This is a genomic window from Peribacillus asahii (assembly GCF_004006295.1).
GTDB lineage: Bacteria > Bacillota > Bacilli > Bacillales > DSM-1321 > Peribacillus > Peribacillus asahii_A.
In genome coordinates, this window is record NZ_CP026095.1 from 351,994 (window position 1) to 375,121 (window position 23,128).

Consider the following 23,128-nt stretch of genomic DNA (forward strand, 5'->3'; position numbering starts at 1 on the left):
AATATTCATTTATCGCACATAATCACTGCTTATAATTCAAATTGTTAAATAGTTTACTAGGAGGCATAAAAGATGGGATTTAAAATGAAAAAGAAGGCAATTCCGCTACTTGCCACAACGGTTCTTGCTACAACGGCTTTTACAACCCAAACTTTTATCAATGATGGTAATAATCAAAAAGTAGCAGCAAATGAATCTTCAAAGGAAGAATCAAAACAAAAGAATGCAAGCTGGCTTGCAGGTGACCACCACGTACATAGTGAGTGGAGTGTTGGCTGGGACAACTCTACAAATCCTCCAACACCAATCCGAGGTGGAGATGCCATTTATCCAATTGTGAAAAATGCGGAAAAAGCAAAAGAGTACGGACTTGATTGGGTGATGACAACAGATCATGGAGGGCCTAATCATTCCAAGGTTAACTTAGAACAAGCTTATCCTGAATTATTAAAATCCCGTGAAGCTGTTCCTGAAGTTCTTCAATTCTACGGGATGGAGTTTGACACACCTGCTGCTGACCATAGTACATTAATGATTCCGAAAGTCGATAATGAATCACAAATTCTTTACGATATTGAAAGCAAATTTAATAAGCGCGAACCTTATCCAAATGACGGCAGCAGAGATACTGAGTCTACAATGATCGAAGCACTTAACTATATGAAACAATTGGACGAGGATGAGCAGCCAATTCATATTGCTCATCACCCTTCACGTTCAGCAACAGGTGATGGTGTGTGGGGACAAGATACACCACAGGAGTTCCGTAATTGGAATGATGTCGCACCTAATATCTCGATTGGGATGGAAGGAGCTCCTGGTCACCAGGCTAATGCTATAAATAAAGATGGTTCTCAAGACCCTAATGGCGCTCGTGGATCATATGGCAACTACCCAACAATGGGTGGATTTGACCAAATGGCGGCAAAGGTTGGTGGATTATGGGATTCTATGCTTGGTGAAGGAAGACATTGGTGGATTACAGCTACCTCTGACTCGCATGTTAACTGGCGTGATGGCGGCGGCGACTTCTGGCCTGGTGAATACTCTAAAACCTATGTAAAAGCAGAGAAAGACTATGATGATATTATGGAGAGCATTCGTAAAGGGAATGTTTTCGTTACAACCGGCGATCTAATCTCTGAGCTGGATGTGAAAGTTCAAGCTGGAGGCAAGTCACCTTGGTTTGCGAAATCGAAAGGAAATTCCGCTACAATTGGTGAAACTCTTACATTGCCAGGAAAATCTAAGGATGTAACGGTAACGATTCGTATGAAAGATCCAAACGCTGCAAATTCCAATGGAGATACACCAAAGGTTGACCATGTAGACTTAATTATGGGAGAAGTTACTGGAAAAGTTGAAGATCGTTCAACAGCAACAAACTCGACAACGAAAGTCGTTAAAACGTTTACCAAAAAAGATTGGAAACAAGATGGTGAATACATTGAGATTACTCATACGTTAAAAAATGTGGATGAAGACAGTTATATCCGCTTACGTGGGACAAATACTCAACAAACAGAACCGAAAATTGACCCGCGTGGCGAAGATCCATGGACTGACCTTTGGTTCTACTCTAACCCAGTATTTATCAAGACTGCAAAGTAAGTCTTTCAAATTAATAGGGCGGGGAGATTTAAGTCTCCTCGTTTTTCATTATTTTTTCAACAACAAGAAAGTAACAAATGAAAAATGGAGTGAATTCTATGAAAAAGCTTTTTTTATTAATGATGCTTATCATTTCGATAACCTCTATACAATCTCCCTCTGCATATGCCCATACCAATAACAGTGAAGGGTATTCCCTTATTGAAGTAAATGGGAATAATCTCGATTATGAACTAAAGATTGATCTTACAGAATTAGGCCATTCAATGAATAAAGAAATGACTGAAAAGCAATATTTTGACACGAAAGCGGTTCAAGATTATATCAATTCTCATATTGAGCTTTATGTAGATAGTGTAAAGGTGGAGGGCACTATAGAGAAATCGGACGTTGAAATGATAAATGACCGTCAGTTTGCAGTGATTAACCTGAATTACGAGCTAGAACAAAAACCTCAAAAATTAATTTTAGATTATAATATGTTCTTAGATGATTCTGATCCAAGTCATGCCAATTATGCAACAATTAAATTAGATGGAAAACAACAAGAGGCGATTCTTACGTACGAATCAAGAGAGCTTGAAATTGGAGAAATTTCTTTTTTTCAAGCCACTACACAGTTTCTAATGCTTGGTTTAGAGCATATTTTCACAGGTTATGATCATATTCTGTTTGTCATTAGCTTATTATTTGGAGCAAAGACTATTAAAAATATTCTGGCCCTGGTCACTGCCTTTACAATAGCGCATAGTATTACGTTAGTCCTGGCCACTTTAGAGATTGTGCAGTTACCTGGCAGGTTTGTAGAATCAGCTATTGCCTTGAGCATTATTTACGTAGCACTTATAAATATTTTTAATCCTGAGTCGAAACATCAATCTTGGCTTGCCTTCGGTTTTGGGCTTATCCACGGATTCGGCTTTGCAGGAATTCTATCGGAAATGCGCTTAGAAGGAAGCCAACTAGCCACCTCACTATTATCTTTCAATATCGGTATTGAAATCGGACAACTGATCATTGTTTCATTAGTATTTCCTATCCTACTTTGGTTAAGGAGATTAACATTCAAACCTGTAAAATGGATAATTCCTGGAACTTCAGTAGCTATTTTGGCATTTGGTCTAGTGTGGTTTATTGAAAGAGCTTTTTAACGAAGCTACCACTCGTTAACATAAACAATCCCCAAAGCCACTTTAGATTTTCTAGTGGTTTTGGGGAGTTTCTTTTTCACCGAGAATCTCAATGCTAAAAATAAGAACAGTTAAGTAAAGCCTTGATACACTGAGCCTTTTGCATACAGCGTTAAAGGTATTACACACTCTTACCTTACGGGCGGCATGATGTAATTTAACTACTAGTTAAGTTCATAATCGGATGAAGCTAATCACATAAATGACTTTTTCAAAAAAAGACTACTTCTTGAAAATAGGAGGTAGTCTTTTTTGTCTTTTCTCAGCACTTCACAGAGCCAGAGCGGAAGTAAGTTAAAAAACAACAGCATGATAACGGAGCCTTATGAAAAGATAAAAAGATTAAATTTTCAATAAATTGTTTGACTTACAATATTTTCCCATTATATAATACACATATAGAATAACAATTACCGATTAACGGTAAAAGGAGGATATTCATGTTTAGTCTACCGACAGTTCAATTTACTGATGAGCAAGAACAGTTTCGTTTAGAAGTACGAGCGTTTTTACAAGAGCATTTAGCTAAAGGGACATTTAAAACAAAATGTGATTCATGGTTAAGTGGTAGTGATCCTGCCTTTTCAAAGTTGATTGGAGAACAGGGATGGATCGGGTTAACATGGCCTAAAAAATACGGTGGTCAGGAACGCAGTACAATTGACCGTTACATTTTAACAGAGGAGTTTTTAGCTGTTGGTGCTCCTGTAGCGGCACACTGGTTTGCCGATCGACAAACAGGACCGCTTTTAATGCGCTTTGGTACAGAGGAGCAGCGTGAGTTTTTCTTACCGAAAATTGTTAAAGGGGAATGCTATTTTGGTATTGGTTTAAGTGAGCCGAACAGCGGATCGGATTTAGCATCTGTTAAAACACGTGCTGAAAAGGTAGAGGGCGGCTGGATTATAAATGGTTCGAAAACGTGGACGAGCAACGCGCATGATGCACACTATGCGGTGACGCTTATACGCACTGAGCCACTTGGTGAGAAAAAGCATGAGGGGTTAAGTCAGTTAATTATCGATTTACATGCAGAGGGAGTTACGATTGTACCGATTAAGTATTTAACGGGCGAGCATCATTTTAACGAAGTATTTTTTGATAACGTTTTTGTTCCCGATAATATGGTTGTAGGTACTCTTGGGAATGGATGGAAACAAGGGTTGGCTGAACTAGCATTTGAACGAAGCGGCCCAGAGCGTATTTTAAGTACGTTCCCATTACTTGATGAGTTAATCGCCGAGCTGAAAAGACAAGGTGATGCAGTCGGTATGAAGGAGGCGGCAAAAGTACTTTCTCGCCTATGGGGACTGCGTAATTTATCTATCGGGGTTGCGAAGGTCCTTGAAGAGGGTGGAGAAGTCGCCATTCCTGCAGCGCTTGTTAAAAGTATAGGTACGAAGTTTGAGCAAAGCATTCCTGAGATTACACGCTTACTCGTGCGTACATATCCACGTCTTGAAGCTGAACGCAGAATTGACCGTTTTATGGCTGAGTCAACATTACACGCACCAGGCTTTACAATTCGCGGTGGTACATCAGAAGTGCTATATGGCATGGTAGCGAAAGGGGTTGTTGGACAATGAGCGAAATGAAAGAAATGATTGTAAACGTTGTCGAGAAGATTTTTAAAGATAAAGTGGACAAGGAAAAAGTGGATGTAGTAGAAGAGGGAAAATGGGCTGAGGATGTCTGGCAAGTTCTTCAGGATAATGAAATGCTGGCGGTAGCTGTATCAGAAGAAAACGGAGGTGCAGGTGGTGATTTAGACGATTTGCTAAATTTATATCGTTTAATTGGGAAATATGCTGTACCAATTCCGTTTGTAGAAACGACATTTGCCAACGTTCTATTAGAAAAAACTGGGCTTAACGTTACTCAGGAAAAAGCCACTTATGCGGTTGAAGAACAACTGAACGTATCCATTGACAATGGAACAGTATCAGGAACGATCGTTAATGTTCCATGGGCAAGGTATGTCGATGAATTAGTCGTTGTTGCTACTGGTACATCGGGACTTGAACTTGTTCAAGTATCACTGAAAGATGCAGCTATTTCTCCGAATATGAATCTAGCATGCGAACCGCGTGATACCGTGACATTAGTCCATGCACCTGTCCAGCAACAAACAAAGATTACAAATGAGCAGTTAGAGTACTTTATTGCCCTTGAATCTGCTGCGATGTCTGGTGCGATTGACAAGGCCTATGAGTTAACCGTGCGTTATACAAAAGAGCGTGAACAGTTTGGTCGTCCTATTCATCGCTTCCAATTAGTACAGCAACATTTAGCAAACTTAGCAGGAGAAGCTGTTATTACAAGCTCAGCAATAGATAATATGATTGCTGCTATTACTCGAAAATGTTTACAAAATGAAGTGGCTTATACACGAATTCGTGTAGAGGAAGCAGCAAAAATCGTTGCAACATCTGCACACCAAGTCCATGCTGCCATCGGTGTGACACATGAACATAGCTTACATCAATATACTCGCAGACTTTGGTCTTGGCGTGAAGAAGGTGCAGGAGAGGCTTATTGGACGAAGCAACTGGCAGATCGTTTAATGGAAGTAAAAGACGATAGTTTATGGGGATATTTAACAAAAACAGAAAAAGTCTTTCAATTATAAGGAGGGAAATAGAATGGCTGATTTATTATTTGAAGTAAAGGACCACATTGCAACGATTACGTTAAATCGACCTAATCAGATGAATGCATTTAGTGAAGAAATGATCTTAAACTGGATTCGTGCTCTTGAAACAGTCCGAGATTCCGATGATATTCGCGCTGTCATTGTCAAAGGGAATGGTAAGGCATTTTGTGCAGGCGGCGACGTAAAGGCGATGACTTCTGGTAAAGGATTTTTTGAAAGCGAAATAGATATTACTTCTACAGGTTTAGCACGTAAAAACTCCTTATGGAAACGCGTACAACGTATACCACTTTTACTAGAGGAAATTGATAAGCCGGTGATTGCTCAAGTGAACGGTTTTGCATTTGGAGCAGGGCTTGATATGGCCTTAATGTGTGATATTCGAATTGTCGCTGAATCAGCTAAGTTTTCTGAAAGTTACATTAATGTAGGGATTGTACCAGGAGATGGGGGGGCCTATTATTTACCGAAGCTTGTTGGGATTGATCAAGCGCTTGATATGCTTTGGACAGCACGTGTTTTAACGGCAGCAGAAGCGAAGGAAAAAGGCCTTGTTACGTTTGTTGTTCCAGATCACGAATTAGAGCAATTCACATTAGACTATGTAACGAAGCTAGCAAATGGACCGACAACAACGCTTCAGTTTATTAAGCGTGCTGTGTATCAAAGTCAAAAGATGGATTTACGATCATCCCTTGATTATATTTCATCTGCAATGGCGATTGTAACTGAGTTAGATGATTATAAAGAAGGCGTGGCTGCAGTTGTAGAGAAACGCAAAGCTGTTTTTAAGTAAGGCTCTATATTAGGAAACTATTGATTTTTGGCTCATTTTTGTAAACTTCAGTTTCACATAAATGAGCCAAAACTCGTATTATCAATAATATTGTTTAATAACGTCTTAAGTAAAGGGAATGACGGCATGCCTATGAATTGCACTAGCTGTAGTTGGCGTTGTCTGTGCTAGGCAGTTCCTATGGAAAGTGAAAGATATTCCAATTGGAACAAAAGGTGAGAAAGTGAATACCTCAGGACAATTAACAGTACAGGAAAATAATCGATAAGGGTGAAAGTGATGATACAACCACTAGAAAATATTCGAGTACTAGATTTATCCCGTGTATATGCAGCTCCTGCAGGTTCCATGATACTAGGGGATTTAGGGGCCGAGGTGATTAGGATTGAACATCCGGACGGCTCTGATAGTATGCGTGATTGGGGTCCTTTTATTGAAGGGCAAAGCACCTATTATTTATGCGCCAATCGCAATAAAAAATCAATTACGCTAGATTTAAAGACAGAGAGTGGACGCACTGAATTTAAAGAACTTGTTAAGGACGCAGATATTGTTCTTGAAAATTTTAAAACAGGTGATATGAAGAAGATGGGGCTTAGTTATGATGTGTTGAAGGAAATCAATCCTCGTCTCATCCATTGTGCGGTAACGGGCTTTGGACAAACAGGGCCGCTTGCATATGAGCCAGGCTTCGATCCTGTCGTACAGGCGATGAGTGGTTTAATGGATGTAACAGGTCCAATTGATGGAGAGCCGACCAAAGTGGGTATTCCGATTGCAGATATTTTAACATCACATTATGTAGCTATTAGTGTACTAAGTGCATTACGCATGCGTGATCTAACGAATCAAGGGCAGTTTATTGATCTTGCACTGCTTGATGTACAGATTAGTAGTCTTGCTAATGTTGCTAGTGCTTATTTGAATACAGGTATGGTATCGAAGCGCTTAGGTAATAGCCATAATAATGTAGCACCTTATCAAGTATTTCAATGCGCAGATGGCCCTCTGATGGTATGTGCAGGAAATGACCGTCAGTTCGAAAAGCTTTGCGTGATGCTCGGTCATGAAGAGTGGATAAATGATCCACGTTATAAATCAAATACAAGTCGTAAAGAAAATGAAGAAGAACTCGTTAGACAAATTAGCGACATTATGGTAACACGAACACGTGAAGAATGGGTTGAGAAGCTGCGACACTATAAAATTCCAGGTGGATGTGTGAATACAATTGAAGAAGCGTTGACCCAGCCACAGGTCATAGCACGTGATTTAATTGGTGAAATAGAGCATCCGCAGTATGGGAAGGTGAAGTTTGTCAAAAATCCAATGCAACGCTCGGGACTAAATATAGCTTATCAAGGTGCACCGCCAATTTTAGGAGAGCACACAGATCAGCTCCTTCTGTCCAAAAGAGCATAAAGAGAAAACTTCCATCAATAGGCCCCTCTCCTAGGTGAGAGGAGGCCTCAACGTGGGATAAATTATATTCCCCCATTCACCGCCGTTTTTGGTACGATAAAGGGAGACTTGCTTTATTAAATGAGGTGATGAGATGGATCAGGAGACTTTTAATAAAAACTATACAATGCAGTCACTTCACAAGGCCATTAAGGTATTAAAGGCATTTACACGGGAGGAACCTCGTCTTTCGCTAACAGAGTTAAATAAAAAGACAGGCATTAGCATTTCGAGTTTGCAACGATTTGTTTCCACGCTAGTATACGAAGGTTTTTTACATAAGGATGAGCGTACAAAACAATATCAGTTAGGCCTATCGCTTATGTATTTAGGTCGGCTTGTTGAAGAAGAGTCAAGTATGGTGACAGCCGCTGAGCCAATTTTAAAGGCACTAAATGAAGAAATTGGTGAAAGTGTGTCACTGAATGTTGTGGATGGTGATGAACGACGTTGTATTTACAATTTGGCGAGCAAGTATCCGCTGGCGGCCAAAGCCTATGTTGGGGATACATCACCTTTATATGCAGGTGCTTCAGCCAAAGTTTTACTTGCATTTTTACCAAAGGAGCAGTTCGAGCAATATATGGCTAGTGTCGTCTTTAACCCGATTACGGAAAATACGCTTCTGTCGAAGGAGGCGTTAGAAGATAGTTTAGAGATTATCAAACAGCAGGGTTTTGCAATTAGTTACAGCGAGCGGGTTAAGGGGGCGCATTCAGTTGCTGCGCCAATTTTAACACCTACAGGCCATGCTATTGCATCGGTGACCATCGTTGTTCCCGATGTACGTTATAAAGATTTTGAAGAACAACATTTAATTTCACTTGTAACGAATGCGGCGCGTACAATTGAAGAACAATTGTATTAAATTGATACGGTGGAAAAATCTTTATTATGGCATATCGTAATATTTAATCAAACGATTGATTAAATGAAAAAATTAAGTTAAAATACGAAATCATTAATCGAACATTAAAACAGGCATAAACGTCAATTAGTACGTGCATGCCTGTTTTTCGTATGTTTTTTACTGATCCTCAATGACAATATAAGTGGCTTTAATTGGTCCGTGTACGCCAACTACTGGAATCATTTCGATATCCGCAGAGTTGCTTGGTCCTGTGATAAAATTGATGCATGAAGTGATTTTTTCGCCGCTTTGAATTTTTTCCCGAATCCATCTTGCTGCTTGTGTCATGCGTGGAACAATTGTACTTTTTAGAATCAAAATAATCGACTTTTCAGGTAAAAAGCTGATTGTTCTTCCTCTGTCTTTGTTGCTAAATAGTACAGCTGTTCCTGATTCAGCTAATGTGATTTCGCTAATGGTGATGCCGATGTTTGCTTTTTCCGCTTGTCGGATATTTTCTTCTGGCTGTTCATAGTTCCACACGTGCACATTGATGCCTGCTTGCGGCCATTGTTCATTAATTAAATCTGATAGCCCATATTCAATAAAACGCTCGTCTTGCCACGTTACAACTGAATCGCCGCCGTAGCTTTTGACTACTGTTTGAAGTGCATCCGTAAGATTTGCTGTATTTGTAATGACAATATTTGTGTTAATATTTTTGCATTGCTCTTGTAATACAGCAACTAATTCGTCTTTTGTAGCATCTTTTAGTACGCGGTTTTGTGGTTGATATTTCCAGACAGGGCGTTCAATGTGTGCTTTAGGTGCGCGACCAAGTTGATTGGCAAGTTTATTTAAAAATGCATTTCGGTTGTGGATGATACCGCTCATGATTATTGGCCTCCCTTTGGACGGTTTTTGAACCAGTCACGGAAATTTTCTTTGTTTGGAGCTGGGAAATCCCTTGCTTCTGTCCAAGCTTTTAATGGGCCTGGGCCGTTTGAGATTTTATTATCTTTTGTAAATGGTGACATTACTGGTGATGCCATTTTCTTCGCCATATTATATAAGGCGGGGGAAGAGGCACCAAAACCGAACGCTTTCATTAATAGCTTTTCTGAAACAGGGGCTTTTCCTTCATTTTCAACAATAACTTGGCGATGCTTATGAATCAGTTGATGCAGTGGGATTTTCACTGGACAAGCATCCGTACAGGCACCGCATAATGTTGAGGCGTATGGTAGCTCCTTGAAGTCTTCGTAGCCCCCTAATAATGGTGATAGCACGACACCGACAGGGCCTGAGTAAATTGAGCCATATGTATGACCACCAACATGACGGTATACAGGGCAAGCGTTGACGCATGCTGCACAGCGAATACATTGTAGAATTGGTTGGAATTCACTGCCTAGAATGTTTGAGCGTCCGTTATCAACAATGACTAAATGGAATTCTTCTGGTCCATCCGTATCACCTTCATCTTTCACACCTGTTAACGTCGTAATATAGCTTGTTAGTTTTTGACCGACTGCACTTCTTGTTAATAAGCTTACCAATACTTCCATCTCTTCAAAGGTCGGAACGATTCTTTCCATCCCCATTACTGTAATTTGTGTTTTCGGTAATGCTGTTACTAAATCAGCGTTCCCCTCGTTTGTTACTAAAGTAATGGAACCGCTTTCAGCGATGGCGAAGTTACAGCCTGTAATGCCGATATCTGCTGTTAAGTATTCATTACGTAATTTTTCGCGTACATAAAGCGCTAGTTCTTCTGGTTTTTCAGTTTTGTTGTAGCCTTGCTTTTCTTTAAATACATCGCGAATTTGTTCTTTGTTTTTATGCAATGCAGGAACGACGATATGAGAGGGAGGTTCGTGGTCGTCTACTTGCAAAATGTATTCGCCAAGGTCTGTTTCAATTACTTCACAACCTAGTTGCTCTAGCGCCGCGTTTAAATTGATTTCTTCGGTTACCATTGATTTTGATTTAACGATTTTTGCCGCATTTTTTTCTTTAGCGATGTTTTGAATATAGGCCGTTGCTTCTTCTGCCGTTTGAGCGAAGTAGACATGGCCGCCCCTTTTTGAGACATTTTCGCTTAATTCGTATAAGTAATAATCTAAGTTTTCGAGTACATGCTGTCGAATTTCTTCACCGTGCGAGCGCCATTCTTCCCAATGCCCCAGTTCGTCCGCTTGCTTTAGGCGGCGTGTCTGGAAGCGCTCTTGTGCACTTGAAACAGCACCGCGCATAAACGTATTTGTTAATTCTTTCGTGACCCGCTTTTTAAACGTATCATCGCTTGTTTTCATTGCCATATGTTACCCCTCCTTGGAAATGCTCTATTTGTTCTTTAGCGGCAGTTGAGAACTTCTGCAATATGCATGACTTTAATCGGTTTGCTTTGTCGTTCAATACGTCCGCCAATATTGATTAAACAGCCGGCATCTGCACCGATTAAAATATCTGCTTCTGTTTCTTCTACATTGAGTACTTTTTCGTCGACCATTTGACCTGAAATATTCCCCATTTTCACTGAAAATGTACCGCCAAACCCACAGCATCGATCTTTTCCTGGAAGCTCTACATACTGTAGGCCTTTCACATGACGTAACAATTTCATCGGTGCTTCTTTCACACCGAGCAATCTCGTCATATGGCAAGAAGTATGGTAAGTTGCTTTGCCTTCTAAATGTGCGCCCACATCTTCTACTTTTAAAACATTTACAATAAATTCGGTGAATTCATATGTTTTATCTGCTAGTGTTTTCGCTTTTGGCCCCCAAACAGGGTCGTCTTTAAACACTTCAGGATATTCTTTAAACATATATGCACATGAACCAGATGGTGAAACGACATATTCTGCATGTTCGAAAGCTGTAATCATTTTTTTCATCGCATTTTTTGATTCTTCCACGTAACCGCTATTGTAAGCTGGTTGGCCGCAGCAAATTTGACTTTCTGGAAAGTCGATGTCGCATCCAAGCCTTTCTAATACTTCAACCGCTGCTTTTCCTACATCTCCTTGAAACATATCGACTAAACAAGTCGCAAAAAGGGTTACTTTCATCTCTGCTGCTCCTTTTTTAATTTTTATTTTCTTGGCATTGTTAAAGAGCGTATCAATCAACAATATTCATTAACAGAGCCATTTTCTTAAAAAACTAATCAACAGGTCATCTGATGACTTGAGGTGAAGATATTGATTTTTATAATACTACAACTTTTCGGATTTATGGAAGTATTAATATTGAATTTTCTAAAAATAAAAGCTTGCCTATCTGAAAAATAGGCAGCTTATATTACTTGATTGCTTCTGTTAATTCAAAATATTGCATTAGAATTTCTTCTACATTACTAAGATGTGAAAACATTGCTTGCTTTGCTTGCTCTTCGTTTTGCTGTTTAATAGCAAGGAAAATTTGCATATGTTCATCATATAATTTTTCGCTCGTCGTTTTTTTTGAAAACAACCAAATACGTCGCGTTTCCTTCATTGTTTCAATCATTAACCCAGATACTTGATCTAATAAAGTCGCCAGTAATGGATTTTGAGATGCTGCAGAGATAGCTGAATGGAACTGGAAATCCACTTTTTCTCCTAATTCTCCATGACCTTGTACTCGTTTCATCTCATCTAAAATTTGCATCATTGCTTGTATGTCTTCTTCCGTTCGGTGAATTGCGGCACTAGCAGCAGCACCCACTTCAATAATTTTACGTACTTCTAACAGGTGGGAGACATCTTTTTTATTCGTTAAAATTGCTGTTGATAACGGGAAATCCATTTGATTAGGTTGGATTTTTTTTACAAATGTCCCTGAACCTTGTTTAATTTGGATTAAGCCCATGGCTTTTAAAGCTGAAAGTGCTTCTCTAATGGCAGACCTGCTTACTTGTAATTGTTCAGCTAGTTGCTCTACCGAATCAAGACGATCTCCGGGCTTCAGCTCGCCAGTTCGAATTTTTTCGTACAGAACCTCTGATACTTCTTCATATATTTTTTTGGGTTTAATTTTTTTAAATTCCAAGGGTCTACACCTCATTTATCTCTTTCGATTGCTTCATTGCTAGCCTTATTATACATGATGAATGGAATTTTACTCATTGTTAAAAATTTAAGGTTATAAGAATTCGAAAAATAAAAAATATTGAATTTTAAGAATTTAGTTAATATAATTCTAACATAAGGTCATCTGATGACCTAACCTCTCGTTGTTAAGAGGAAAAGTCGGATGAAATTGAAGGGGTTATCTGAGACAAATATTAAATTGGGGGTGGGGGATTTGATATTCACACAAAATTTTACGGCTGTTGGTAATAGTTTGACTTGGTCAGCAATTGTCGCAGTCATTCCGATTCTTTACTTTTTCTGGGCTTTAGCTATTAAAAAAATGAAAGGATATATGGCTGGTTTGACGACATTGCTCGTTTCGTTGGCTTTGTCTGTAATCGCTTTCAAAGTACCGGTTGGAACAGCTGTTATGTCTGCTACTCAAGGAGCTGTTTACGGATTAGTACCGATTGGGTGGGTCATTATTACGTCCGTTTTCCTGTACAACATTACTGTAAAAACAGGAAATTTTACTATCATTCGCTATTCAGTATTATCAATTACGGAAGATCGACGTATTCAAGCATTACTCGTTGCCTTTTCGTTTGGGGCATTTCTTGAAGGAGCTGCAGGATTTGGGGCACCTGTTGCAATTTCTGCAGCCTTATTAGTTGGACTTGGCTTTAATCCATTGTATGCGGCGGGCCTTTGTTTAATTGCCAATACAGCTCCCGTTGCATTTGGTGCAATTGGTGTACCGATTACTGCAATGGAAGGTCCAACCGGTATTTCTGCAATAGAAATTTCTAAAATGGTTGGTCGACAATTACCTATGTTAGCGGTGTTCATTCCATTTTTCCTGATTGTTATTATGACTGGATTTAAAAAGGCTTTGGAAGTCATGCCAGCTATTTTAGTATCAGGTGTTTCGTTTGCTGTAACACAATTTTTAAGCTCGAACTATTTAGGGCCTGAATTACCAGATGTTTTATCTGCTTTAGTTTCATTAGTTGCGTTAGCTGTCTTTATGAAATTTTGGCAGCCAAAAACCATTTATCGCTTTACTTCCGAACGAGAAGTAGCTGCTGCCTCTATAGTGTCAAAAGAGTCTTATAGTGGTGCTGCAGTTGCAAAAGCTTGGTCACCCTTTATTATTTTGACTATATTTATTTCATTCTGGGGGATCCCAACAATTAAAGCGGCCTTAACTGGGCACTATGAGGGAACAAATGTCATTTTAAAAAGCGTGAATGTACTAGGACAAGCATTGACATTTATGCCTGAAGTACCGTTCTTACATAATAAGGTGATAAATGGTGCTACAGGTGAGCCAATAGCTGCTTTCTATAAGTTAGAATTGTTAGGCACTGCAGGCACGGCTATTTTATTAGCTGCGATTGTATCAAAGTTTATTTTTAAAATGTCTTGGCTTGATTGGGGTAAGATATTCATTGAAACGATCTATGAAATTAAATACCCGCTTATTACAATTTGCTGTGTTGTCGGATATGCCTATGTAACGAATGTTGCGGGCATGATGACAACGCTTGGATTAGTGTTAGCAAAAACAGGTGCACTATTCCCGTTCTTCTCACCAGTCTTAGGTTGGGTTGGTGTGTTTATTACAGGTTCAGATACTTCAGCCAACGTGTTATTTGCCAAGTTGCAACAAGTAACGGCCGAGTCGGTTGGTATGGACCCGTTATTAGCACTTGCAGCTAACTCATCTGGAGGGGTAACAGGCAAAATGATTTCACCACAATCCATCGCGGTAGCAGCCGCAGCTGTTGGACTCGTCGGTAGAGAGTCTGAATTGCTCCGCTTTACGCTAAAGTATAGTGTGTGGATGTTGTTATTTATTTGTATTCTAACGTTTTTACAAAGTAATGTACTAGCTTGGATGATTCCGTAATTTTAAGTTTAAAATCGCCGAGAAGATTATGATATATCAAATATTGGAGTGAGTAAATTGAAGTTAATTCACAAAATTCTTGTAGCTAATCGTGGGGAAATTGCTATTCGAGTATTCCGCGCATGTACAGAACTAAAAATTAAGACTGTTGCTATTTATTCTCGTGAAGATAGTGGTTCTTATCATCGTTACAAGGCAGATGAAGCGTATTTAGTTGGCGCCGGCAAAAAACCAATTGATGCTTATTTAGATATTGAAGGGATTATTGAGATTGCAAAAGATGCGGGGGTTGACGCGATTCACCCGGGATATGGTTTTTTATCAGAAAATGTAGATTTTGCACGTCGTTGTGAAGAAGAAGGGATCATCTTTATTGGGCCAACATCAAAGCATTTAGATATGTTTGGTGACAAAGTCAAGGCACGTGAACAAGCTATCAACGCAGATATTCCGGTTATTCCGGGAACAGATGGACCGGTTGCTTCGGTGGAGGAGGTTATGACCTTTGGCGAAACATATGGCTATCCAGTAATGATTAAAGCGTCGCTTGGCGGCGGTGGCCGCGGTATGCGTGTGGTACAGTCGAAAGAAGACGTAGTTTCAGCATATGAGCGAGCTAAATCTGAAGCAAAGGCAGCTTTTGGTTCAGATGAAGTGTATGTAGAGAAATGTATTATCAAGCCTAAGCATATTGAGGTTCAAATAATTGGCGATAAAGAAGGCAATATTGTGCATTTATATGAGCGGGATTGCTCGATTCAACGTCGTCATCAAAAGGTAGTAGAGATTGCTCCATCCAATTCGATTTCAGAAGATTTAAGAAATAGAATCTGTGATGCTGCGGTCAGACTGATGAAAAATATTGAGTATATCAATGCGGGTACAGTGGAATTTTTAGTTGCAGGAGAAGATTTTTATTTTATTGAAGTGAATCCACGTATCCAAGTGGAACATACGATTACAGAAATGATTACAGGCATTGATATTGTCCATGCACAAATTAAAGTCGCTGCTGGTTTCAGTCTGCATAGTGAAGAAATTCATATTCCGAGACAAGAGGATATTCCGATGTTCGGTTTTGCGATTCAAGCACGTGTGACAACGGAAGACCCTGCAAATAACTTTATGCCGGATACAGGAAAGCTCATGGTGTACCGTTCAAGCGGCAGCTTTGGGGTGCGTCTAGATGCAGGGAATGGGTTCCAAGGTGCAGTGGTGACACCCTACTATGATTCTTTGCTTGTGAAGATTTCAACATCTGGCATGACATTTAAAGAAGCTGCAGCCAAAATGGATCGTAACTTGCGTGAGTTTCGTATTCGTGGTGTCAAAACGAATATTCCATTTTTAAATAATGTTGTTGTACATGAGAAGTTTTTAAGTGGTGAATTTGATACGAGCTTTATCGATACAACACCAGAATTATTTGATTTCCCTGAGCGTAAAGACCGTGGAACGAAGCTGCTAAGCTATATCGGTAATGTCACATTGAACGGCTTCCCAGGTGTGGAAAAGAAAACCAAGCCAATTTTTGTACAACCGAGCATTCCGAAAGCGGATAAACGCATCGTACCACCAGCTGGTACAAAGCAAATTTTAGATACGCAAGGAGCAGACGGCTTAGTAAAGTGGATTTTAGCACAAGAGGATGTACTTTTAACGGATACAACATTCCGTGATGCCCACCAATCACTTCTGGCAACTCGTGTGCGTTCTCAAGACATGTTCCAAATTGCCGATGCAACAGCGCGTATGATGCATAACTATTTCTCACTAGAAATGTGGGGCGGAGCAACATTCGATGTAGCGTATCGTTTCTTAAAAGAAGATCCGTGGACACGTTTAGCGAAGCTTCGTGAACAAGTGCCGAATGTGTTATTCCAAATGCTATTACGCGGCGCGAATGCAGTGGGTTATACGAACTATCCTGATAATTTAATTCGTGAATTTATAGCAGAGTCAGCTGCATCTGGCATTGATGTGTTCCGTATTTTCGATAGCTTAAACTGGATTAAAGGGATGGAAGTGGCCATTGATGCAGCGCGCCAATCAGGTAAAATTGCCGAAGCTGCGATTTGTTATACAGGGGATATTTTAGATGATTCGCGTGCGAAGTATTCTGTGCAATATTATAAAAACATGGCAAAAGAGTTAGAAGCAACAGGGGCACATATTTTAGCGATTAAAGATATGGCAGGACTTCTAAAACCAGAAGCTGCGTATCGATTAATTTCAGAGTTAAAAGACTCAACAAATCTACCTATTCATTTGCATACGCATGATACGAGTAGTAACGGGATTTACTTGTACGCAAAAGCGATTGAAGCAGGCGTCGATATTATTGATACGACACTCAGCTCAATGGCAGGCTTAACCTCGCAACCAAGTGCCAATTCTCTGTACTATGCAATGAAAGGGGCTAAACGTGGAGTTCGTGCAGATATTGAATCACTTGAAAAATTATCATACTACTGGGGAGATGTACGTAAATACTATAAAGATTTTGAAAGTGGCATGAATAGTCCACATTCGGAAATTTATGTTCATGAAATGCCGGGGGGACAGTATAGTAACTTACAGCAACAAGCGAAAGCCGTTGGACTTGGCGACCGTTGGGATGAAGTGAAACACATGTACTCTCGCGTGAATGTATTGTTCGGTGATATTGTCAAAGTGACACCTTCCTCTAAAGTAGTTGGGGATATGGCACTCTTTATGGTACAAAATGATTTAGATGAGGAATCGGTTTTGACTCGTGGACAAACGATTGATTTTCCTGAATCAGTGATTGAATTTTTCCAAGGATATTTAGGTCAGCCGTATGGTGGTTTCCCTGAAGCCTTACAAAAAGTTATATTGAAGGACCGCGAAGCTATTTCGGTACGTCCAGGCGAGCTTCTTGAGGATATTAACTTCGAACAATTAGGAAGTGTTTTAGAAGAAAAAATGGTAGGTCCTGTGACAAAGAAGGATATTTTAGCTTATACGCTTTATCCGAAAGTTTTTGAAGAATATATGAAGACAGTCAACTTATTTGGCGATGTGTCTGTTCTTGATACACCAACATTTTTCTACGGCTTAAAGCTGGGAGAAGAAATTGAAGTTGAAATTGAGAAAGGTAAAACATTAATTATTAAATTAGTGTCTATTGGTGAGCCTCAGCATGATGGTACACGTGTCCTTTACTTTGACTTCAATGGTCAGTCTCGTGAAGTAATTATTCAAGATTTAACAATGGAAGTAGATGGTAGTATTGCTGTGAAGGCAGATCCAAGCAATCCAAATCAAATTGGTGCAACAATGCCAGGTACAGTGCTGAAAGTAGTTGTTTCAAAAGGTAGCTCAGTAAAGCGAGGAGACCATTTACTGATTACGGAGGCAATGAAAATGGAAACGACCGTACAGGCGCCAAAAGATGGTATTGTGAAGGAAGTATACGCGCAAGCAGGCGATGCTATTTCGACAGGTGATTTATTGATTGAATTAGAATAATATTTTAGGTTCCATCTCAAATGTTCGGGTTCTGTGAATTCATGGAACATTAGATGAGCGGCATGATGTAATAAGTTCTCAAAGACTTTGATATAACAAGGTTTAAGAGAACTTATTACATGTGGTGGTTGCATGAGCGATTAACTATTCTTATACTAGCTCGACGATATAGATCTCTTATCAATTTTCAAATTGGTAAGAGGTTTTTTATATTCTTCGATCTATGTAAGTTTTTTTCTTTTATTGATTAAAAATTTCATTACATCAATTAAAGTTTATAATGCTTTTAAAAAATACCAAACCATACTTGTAAAGGTATTTACTTGTGCTTCTAGAGGAGTTTTCATAAATGTTAGTTGAAATGGTTTTAGTAATGGTCGTAGAACACATTTACGAATACGTTCTTGCTTTAATTCTGAGATAATTACGGTAAATAAATCTTGTTGTTCTTGAGTAAAAGTCGCTTCTTTTTCGATATGTTGTGCTAGTTCTATTAATTCTTCCACTGTGATAATACGTCGGTCGACATTTGCGCGTAATAGATGAATGGCAGATTGATCAATTAACTTACTATTCTGTTGAATCATTTTTGGAATAATCAGCTCCATATAGGAAAGGATAACATCCACAATTTGATGAATGGAGCGTGGCATATTTGTAACGCGCATTGTAAACATTATATGTTGCATCATCCCGTAAAATAAGATGGTACCTTCAAAGGCATATTCCTCAATATGGTATCCAAACACTTCTGTAAAACGCTTAGCTAACCATTCCATTTCATACATGCGGTGATGCAGCACTAATTTTTTTAGTTCTTTTTCATTTGAGTTTAAAATGGCTTCAAATAATGCATTTAAATTACGCTCTTCATTCAACTGGATTAAAATTGAGATTTGTTCAATAAGAACCTGACGATCTTTTTCGTCTTTTCCAATCTGCATTTCCATTCGGATTTGGCTGGCATCATACCGCAATCCTTCTAAAATTTCAGCAATACAATCGTTTTTAGATGAAAAATAATTATAAAAAGTTCCTTTGGATATATTTGCTTGCTCAATAATTTCTTGTATCGATGTTTGTTGAATGCCTTTTTCAACAAATAATCGTAATGCTACATTTGCTACATGTCTTTTACGGTTATTCATAATTCCTCCATCGAACGTTTTATATACATTTAGTATAAAGTTGTTCGAGTTGAATCTCAATAATTTTAAACCGTTAGTATAATATGCTTGAAAAAATTGTACTGAGGGTTTAAAATTCTCGAGTGAACAAAAAAATTAAATAAAGAAATAGAGGGAAAGAAAATATGAATTCAATGGATCAAATGAAAAAGCCATCGTATTTGATGATTGCCGTTTTATTCGTTGGTGCCTTTGTGTCATTTCTAAATAACTCGTTATTAAACGTAGCACTGCCATCCATTATGGTAGATCTAGAAATTAAGGATTATGCAACAGTTCAATGGCTTGCTACAGGCTATATGCTTGTAAGTGGGATTTTAATCCCGGCTTCAGCATTTTTAATTACACGCTTTTCAAACCGTAGCTTATATATTACATCGATGGTGATTTTCACCTTAGGTACGGCAATGGCTGCTTTTGCACCAAACTTTGCAGTGTTATTGGCTGGACGTATGGTTCAAGCCGCAGGGTCTTCTGTAATGGGGCCGTTATTAATGAACGTTATGCTTATTAGCTTTCCGCGTGAAAAACGTGGTGCAGCAATGGGGATTTTCGGTTTAGTCATGATTAGTGCACCTGCAATTGGACCTACTTTATCAGGGTATATTGTAGAGCATCATGATTGGCGCGTACTATTTGAAATGATTTTACCGCTTGCTATTATTAGTCTGTTATTATCGATTTGGAAGTTAGACAATGTAATGGAAACAAATAAAAACGCTAAAATCGACTATTTCTCGGTTGTTTTATCTACAATCGGTTTTGGTGGTTTATTATATGGTTTCAGTTCAGCGAGCTCAGATGGTTGGACCGATACATTAGTCGTAACAACCTTAATTGTCGGTGCTGTGGCGTTAATCGTCTTCGTTATACGTCAATTAAAGTTAGAGAATCCGTTATTAGATTTACACGTATATAAATATCCAATGTTTACGTTAAGCTCGATTATTTCGATGGTTAATGCAGTGGCGATGTTCTCAGGGATGATCTTAACACCTGCTTATGTACAAAGTGTTCGTGGTATTTCACCGTTAGATTCAGGGTTAATGATGTTGCCAGGGGCCATTGTTATGGCGATTATGTCACCGATTACCGGGAAATTATTTGATAAAATGGGCCCTCGTCTATTAGCGCTAATAGGTTTAGGTATTACAGCGGTTTCTACTTATTTATTAGCAGAACTACAAATTGACTCATCATACACCTATATTATTATGATTTATACACTTCGTATGTTTGGGATGTCGATGGTCATGATGCCTATTATGACAAACGGTTTAAACCAATTACCGACACGTTTAAATCCGCATGGTACAGCGATAAACAACACGGCACAACAAGTATCAGGTTCAATTGGTACAGCTATTTTAGTAACGATTATGAACCATGTAACAACAAATGAAGCGGAAAGTTTAATGGCTGGTGTTGACCCAGCTACAGCAACGGAGCAAGCAATGACGCTGCTAGGTCAACAAGCGTTATTAGCTGGTATTCAATATTCATTCTTAGTAGCATTAGGCATGAACATTGTTGCGTTAATTTTAGCGTTCTTCCTAAAGAGAGTGGATGTCAGTGAAGACGCAGTTCGTAAAATCGAAGAAAGTGAAACACCAGAACGAGCTACAAATTAAATTAAAATCACAACGCCTCCAAGGCATGGAAGTATTTAAACTTTCCAACTTGGAGGCTTTGTTTATTTTATGAGATTCTATTTTTTATAGGGCTTTGTTAAACGATTCATTAAATATAAAGAAGGAACAAATCAACTATGAAATATATGGAGAAGTAAACAGCTTAATTGATCAGTGCTATGAGATTATACGTGAATATTATGAAACGAAATATGAAGAGCTGAGCACAACTTTAAAAACAGAGGGAGAAAAGCTAAAGGAATCGATTAAAGAGAAAGAAGAAAGAAATACGCTAATTAATTAAGCGCCCTTAAATGGGGCGCTTTTTGAATATTACAACATAAGATTATACTCTTTCATTTTCCGATAAAGCGTATTACGTCCAATATCCAATTGCTTAGCAGCACGACTAATATTTCCATTTGTTTGTTCCAATACTTGCTGAATAAGAGCTATTTCATGTTCTCGCAAGCTCATAATCTTTTGGCTTTTTGTTTGTTCTTTTTCTATTGGTTCAACTGAAGAGGGACAAAGAGAAAGAAGCAAGGATTTCGTAATACGACTCTCATTGGCTAGAAAGGCGGCCTGCTGTAATACATTTTGTAATTGTCGGAAATTCCCTGCCCATTCATATTCAGTAATAAAGGTTTGGGCATCTTCAGTTAGTTTTATATTTTCTTTTTTGAAAGGTAACTGAGATAAAATATGTTCGGCTAATAAAAGCAAATCTGTACGATTGCGTAGAGGGGGAAGTTTTAACGTAAAGCCATTGAGACGAAAATATAAATCGGCACGAAAACGTCCCGCCTCTATTTCCTTTTGTAGGTCTTTATGAGTGGCCGCAATAATCCGTACATCAATAGGACGAGGAGTTGTTCCTCCGATACGTGTGATACAACGTTCTTGCAACACTCGAAGTAAGGCAGCTTGGGCAGTCAGAGGCATATCCCCAATTTCATCTAAGAACAGAGTCCCGCCGTTTGCTGCTTCAAACTTACCTGCTTGTCCCTGGCTTTTGGCTCCTGTGAAGGCCCCTTTTTCATATCCAAATAACTCACTTTCTAATAAACTTTCAGGAATAGCGCTACAGTTAATGGCGATAAAGGGTTGGTTGCTTCTGAAGCTTGCACCATGGATAGATTGAGCAAATAACTCTTTCCCTGTGCCTGTTTCACCAGAAATTAGAAGGTTTATATCTATAATTGCTGCTTTTTTCGCAATGGCTATCATTTCATTCATTTTAGAGTCTTGGCTAATAATATCGGTAAAGTGATAACGATTCGTTAATGCAGCATTCTGTTGTTTTGTTTCTCCTCGTAAAAGCATATAGGACTGATCACGATAATCACTAGTAAGAATGTGGGGAGTAAATACTTGATTATTTAATAAAAATTTTTGCTCTGGTACTAAAGGGTTCACTTCTACTAGAATGTTGGAAATCGGTTTACCAATCGCAGCTTGTTCTGAATAACCAATTGTACGGGTTGCTGCTGTATTCACTCTTGTAATTGTGCCTTCTTTATTAACGGTAATAAGAGGGGCAGGGTGATGATTATAAATAAAATCAAGATCTTTTGTGAAGTTTTTTGGTTGCTTTTGAGTATGAGCTAGTAACAGAGCTTGTTCAATACTATGAGCGGTTCTTTTGACCAAACCTAATGTGAGTGGATGGTAGTTTTGTTGATAGCTGCTTAAATTTAAAATGCCGAGAAGTTGTCCTTTAGAATCAAGAATGGGAGCTGCGGCACAAGTAAGAAAATGATTATTCTCCCAAAAATGTTGGCTTCCGTGAACAAGTACGGAGCTTTTTTCTACAATAGCTGTACCAATCGCATTGGTTCCCTTCGATTCTTCCAGCCAATTGGCTCCTTTTCTTAAAGCGACGTTATCAGCATGCCTAATAAAAGAAGGTTCTCCAACGGTATCGATGATATATCCTTCAGGTGTAGCAATTAATAGAAGAAATTCCGTCCCACGAATGGAATCGTGCACGTTTTCTAAAATAGAAGAGGAGTAATAAAGAAGCTCCTCATATTTATCGTAGTATTGGGTTAGTTCATATTCTCCAAGTATATGGTCTTGATCGATTGTTGTAGGGTCAAGTCCATTTGAATAACAACGTTTCCATGATTCTTGAATATGATTAGGGACTATTCCTTTAGGTGTGTTGAGATCGATAGACATAGAATGACACCTCGCAGTTTGCTTAATATTCTGGGGAAAATATCAAATATAAGAACTATTATAGCAGAATGGTAGAACACTGTAGAATTTTTGTGCACTGTTCT

Annotated in this window: 17 protein-coding genes; 11 read left to right on the forward strand and 6 right to left on the reverse strand. The window is 38.9% G+C overall.

What is annotated here, in order from left to right:
• Positions 1–72 precede the first annotated feature (72 nt).
• The 7 genes from BAOM_RS01895 to BAOM_RS01925 all read left to right on the forward strand — a co-directional run bounded on the left by BAOM_RS01895 (position 73) and on the right by BAOM_RS01925 (position 8,579).
• Positions 73–1,611, forward strand: a complete 1,539-nt coding sequence (locus BAOM_RS01895; protein WP_127758820.1) for a CehA/McbA family metallohydrolase domain-containing protein — start codon at positions 73–75, stop codon at positions 1,609–1,611.
• A gap of 98 nt (positions 1,612–1,709) precedes the next feature.
• Entirely contained in the window at positions 1,710–2,762 is a 1,053-nt protein-coding gene (locus BAOM_RS01900) for a HupE/UreJ family protein (protein WP_127758821.1), read from the forward strand.
• Between the two features lie 479 nt (positions 2,763–3,241).
• Positions 3,242–4,387 (forward strand): acyl-CoA dehydrogenase family protein, encoded by a 1,146-nt coding sequence (locus BAOM_RS01905; protein ID WP_127758822.1) that lies wholly within the window; start codon positions 3,242–3,244, stop codon positions 4,385–4,387.
• A complete protein-coding gene (locus BAOM_RS01910) occupies positions 4,384–5,430 on the forward strand; it encodes an acyl-CoA dehydrogenase family protein (RefSeq protein WP_127758823.1) in 1,047 nt (348 codons plus the stop codon). The genes BAOM_RS01905 and BAOM_RS01910 overlap by 4 nt, the downstream gene beginning before the upstream one ends.
• A 13-nt stretch (positions 5,431–5,443) precedes the next feature.
• The gene (locus tag BAOM_RS01915; RefSeq protein WP_127758824.1) at positions 5,444–6,250 is read left to right on the forward strand and encodes an enoyl-CoA hydratase/isomerase family protein; all 807 of its coding nucleotides are present in this window, start codon (positions 5,444–5,446) and stop codon (positions 6,248–6,250) included.
• Between the two features lie 279 nt (positions 6,251–6,529).
• Positions 6,530–7,672 (forward strand): CaiB/BaiF CoA transferase family protein, encoded by a 1,143-nt coding sequence (locus tag BAOM_RS01920; RefSeq protein ID WP_180319812.1) that lies wholly within the window; start codon positions 6,530–6,532, stop codon positions 7,670–7,672.
• Positions 7,673–7,805: 133 nt separating this feature from the next.
• Positions 7,806–8,579 carry an IclR family transcriptional regulator gene (locus BAOM_RS01925; protein ID WP_127758825.1) on the forward strand — a complete coding sequence of 258 codons (774 nt, stop codon included), beginning with the start codon at positions 7,806–7,808 and terminating at the stop codon, positions 8,577–8,579.
• A 159-nt stretch (positions 8,580–8,738) separates the two neighbouring features.
• On the opposite strand, the gene BAOM_RS01930 is transcribed toward BAOM_RS01925, so the two are convergent.
• The 4 genes from BAOM_RS01930 to BAOM_RS01945 form a co-directional block, all read right to left on the reverse strand.
• Entirely contained in the window at positions 8,739–9,455 is a 717-nt protein-coding gene (locus tag BAOM_RS01930; RefSeq protein WP_127758826.1) for a LutC/YkgG family protein, read from the reverse strand.
• Positions 9,456–9,457: 2 nt separating this feature from the next.
• On the reverse strand, positions 9,458–10,882 hold the full coding sequence (locus BAOM_RS01935; RefSeq protein WP_127758827.1) for a LutB/LldF family L-lactate oxidation iron-sulfur protein: 1,425 nt from the start codon (positions 10,880–10,882) through the stop codon (positions 9,458–9,460).
• Between the two features lie 35 nt (positions 10,883–10,917).
• On the reverse strand, positions 10,918–11,634 hold the full coding sequence (locus tag BAOM_RS01940) for a (Fe-S)-binding protein (protein WP_127758828.1): 717 nt from the start codon (positions 11,632–11,634) through the stop codon (positions 10,918–10,920).
• A gap of 232 nt (positions 11,635–11,866) precedes the next feature.
• Positions 11,867–12,595 carry a FadR/GntR family transcriptional regulator gene (locus BAOM_RS01945; protein WP_127758829.1) on the reverse strand — a complete coding sequence of 243 codons (729 nt, stop codon included), beginning with the start codon at positions 12,593–12,595 and terminating at the stop codon, positions 11,867–11,869.
• Between the two features lie 258 nt (positions 12,596–12,853).
• Here BAOM_RS01945 and BAOM_RS01950 point away from each other — a divergent pair, with 258 nt between their 5' ends.
• Both BAOM_RS01950 and pyc read left to right on the forward strand, forming a co-directional pair.
• Positions 12,854–14,530, forward strand: a complete 1,677-nt coding sequence (locus BAOM_RS01950) for an L-lactate permease (RefSeq protein WP_373995328.1) — start codon at positions 12,854–12,856, stop codon at positions 14,528–14,530.
• 57 nt (positions 14,531–14,587) lie between these two features.
• Positions 14,588–18,022: a pyruvate carboxylase gene (pyc, locus tag BAOM_RS01955; RefSeq protein WP_127758831.1), complete on the forward strand. Its 3,435-nt coding sequence runs from the start codon at positions 14,588–14,590 to the stop codon at positions 18,020–18,022.
• 275 nt (positions 18,023–18,297) lie between these two features.
• On the opposite strand, the gene BAOM_RS01960 is transcribed toward pyc, so the two are convergent.
• Positions 18,298–19,170, reverse strand: coding sequence for a TetR/AcrR family transcriptional regulator (locus BAOM_RS01960; protein ID WP_127758832.1), 873 nt, complete (start codon positions 19,168–19,170; stop codon positions 18,298–18,300).
• A 164-nt stretch (positions 19,171–19,334) separates the two neighbouring features.
• Between BAOM_RS01960 and BAOM_RS01965 the strand changes: the two genes are divergently transcribed.
• A complete protein-coding gene (locus BAOM_RS01965; RefSeq protein ID WP_127758833.1) occupies positions 19,335–20,840 on the forward strand; it encodes a DHA2 family efflux MFS transporter permease subunit in 1,506 nt (501 codons plus the stop codon).
• Positions 20,841–20,934: 94 nt separating this feature from the next.
• Positions 20,935–21,144, forward strand: coding sequence for a hypothetical protein (locus BAOM_RS01970; protein WP_127758834.1), 210 nt, complete (start codon positions 20,935–20,937; stop codon positions 21,142–21,144).
• A 29-nt stretch (positions 21,145–21,173) separates the two neighbouring features.
• Here the strand turns inward: BAOM_RS01970 and BAOM_RS01975 are convergent, their stop codons facing one another.
• Entirely contained in the window at positions 21,174–23,024 is a 1,851-nt protein-coding gene (locus tag BAOM_RS01975; RefSeq protein WP_127758835.1) for a sigma-54-dependent Fis family transcriptional regulator, read from the reverse strand.
• Between the last annotated feature and the right edge of the window lie 104 nt (positions 23,025–23,128).

Coding starts and splice junctions, on each gene's coding strand:
- BAOM_RS01965 (WP_127758833.1), top strand. CDS start 19,335: ATGAATTCAATGGATCAAATGAAAAAGCCATCGTATTTGATGATTGCC.
- BAOM_RS01900 (WP_127758821.1), top strand. CDS start 1,710: ATGAAAAAGCTTTTTTTATTAATGATGCTTATCATTTCGATAACCTCT.
- BAOM_RS01920 (WP_180319812.1), top strand. CDS start 6,530: ATGATACAACCACTAGAAAATATTCGAGTACTAGATTTATCCCGTGTA.
- BAOM_RS01905 (WP_127758822.1), top strand. CDS start 3,242: ATGTTTAGTCTACCGACAGTTCAATTTACTGATGAGCAAGAACAGTTT.
- BAOM_RS01910 (WP_127758823.1), top strand. CDS start 4,384: ATGAGCGAAATGAAAGAAATGATTGTAAACGTTGTCGAGAAGATTTTT.
- BAOM_RS01975 (WP_127758835.1), bottom strand. CDS start 23,024: ATGTCTATCGATCTCAACACACCTAAAGGAATAGTCCCTAATCATATT.
- BAOM_RS01960 (WP_127758832.1), bottom strand. CDS start 19,170: ATGAATAACCGTAAAAGACATGTAGCAAATGTAGCATTACGATTATTT.
- BAOM_RS01930 (WP_127758826.1), bottom strand. CDS start 9,455: ATGAGCGGTATCATCCACAACCGAAATGCATTTTTAAATAAACTTGCC.
- BAOM_RS01925 (WP_127758825.1), top strand. CDS start 7,806: ATGGATCAGGAGACTTTTAATAAAAACTATACAATGCAGTCACTTCAC.
- BAOM_RS01895 (WP_127758820.1), top strand. CDS start 73: ATGGGATTTAAAATGAAAAAGAAGGCAATTCCGCTACTTGCCACAACG.
- BAOM_RS01940 (WP_127758828.1), bottom strand. CDS start 11,634: ATGAAAGTAACCCTTTTTGCGACTTGTTTAGTCGATATGTTTCAAGGA.
- BAOM_RS01915 (WP_127758824.1), top strand. CDS start 5,444: ATGGCTGATTTATTATTTGAAGTAAAGGACCACATTGCAACGATTACG.
- BAOM_RS01935 (WP_127758827.1), bottom strand. CDS start 10,882: ATGGCAATGAAAACAAGCGATGATACGTTTAAAAAGCGGGTCACGAAA.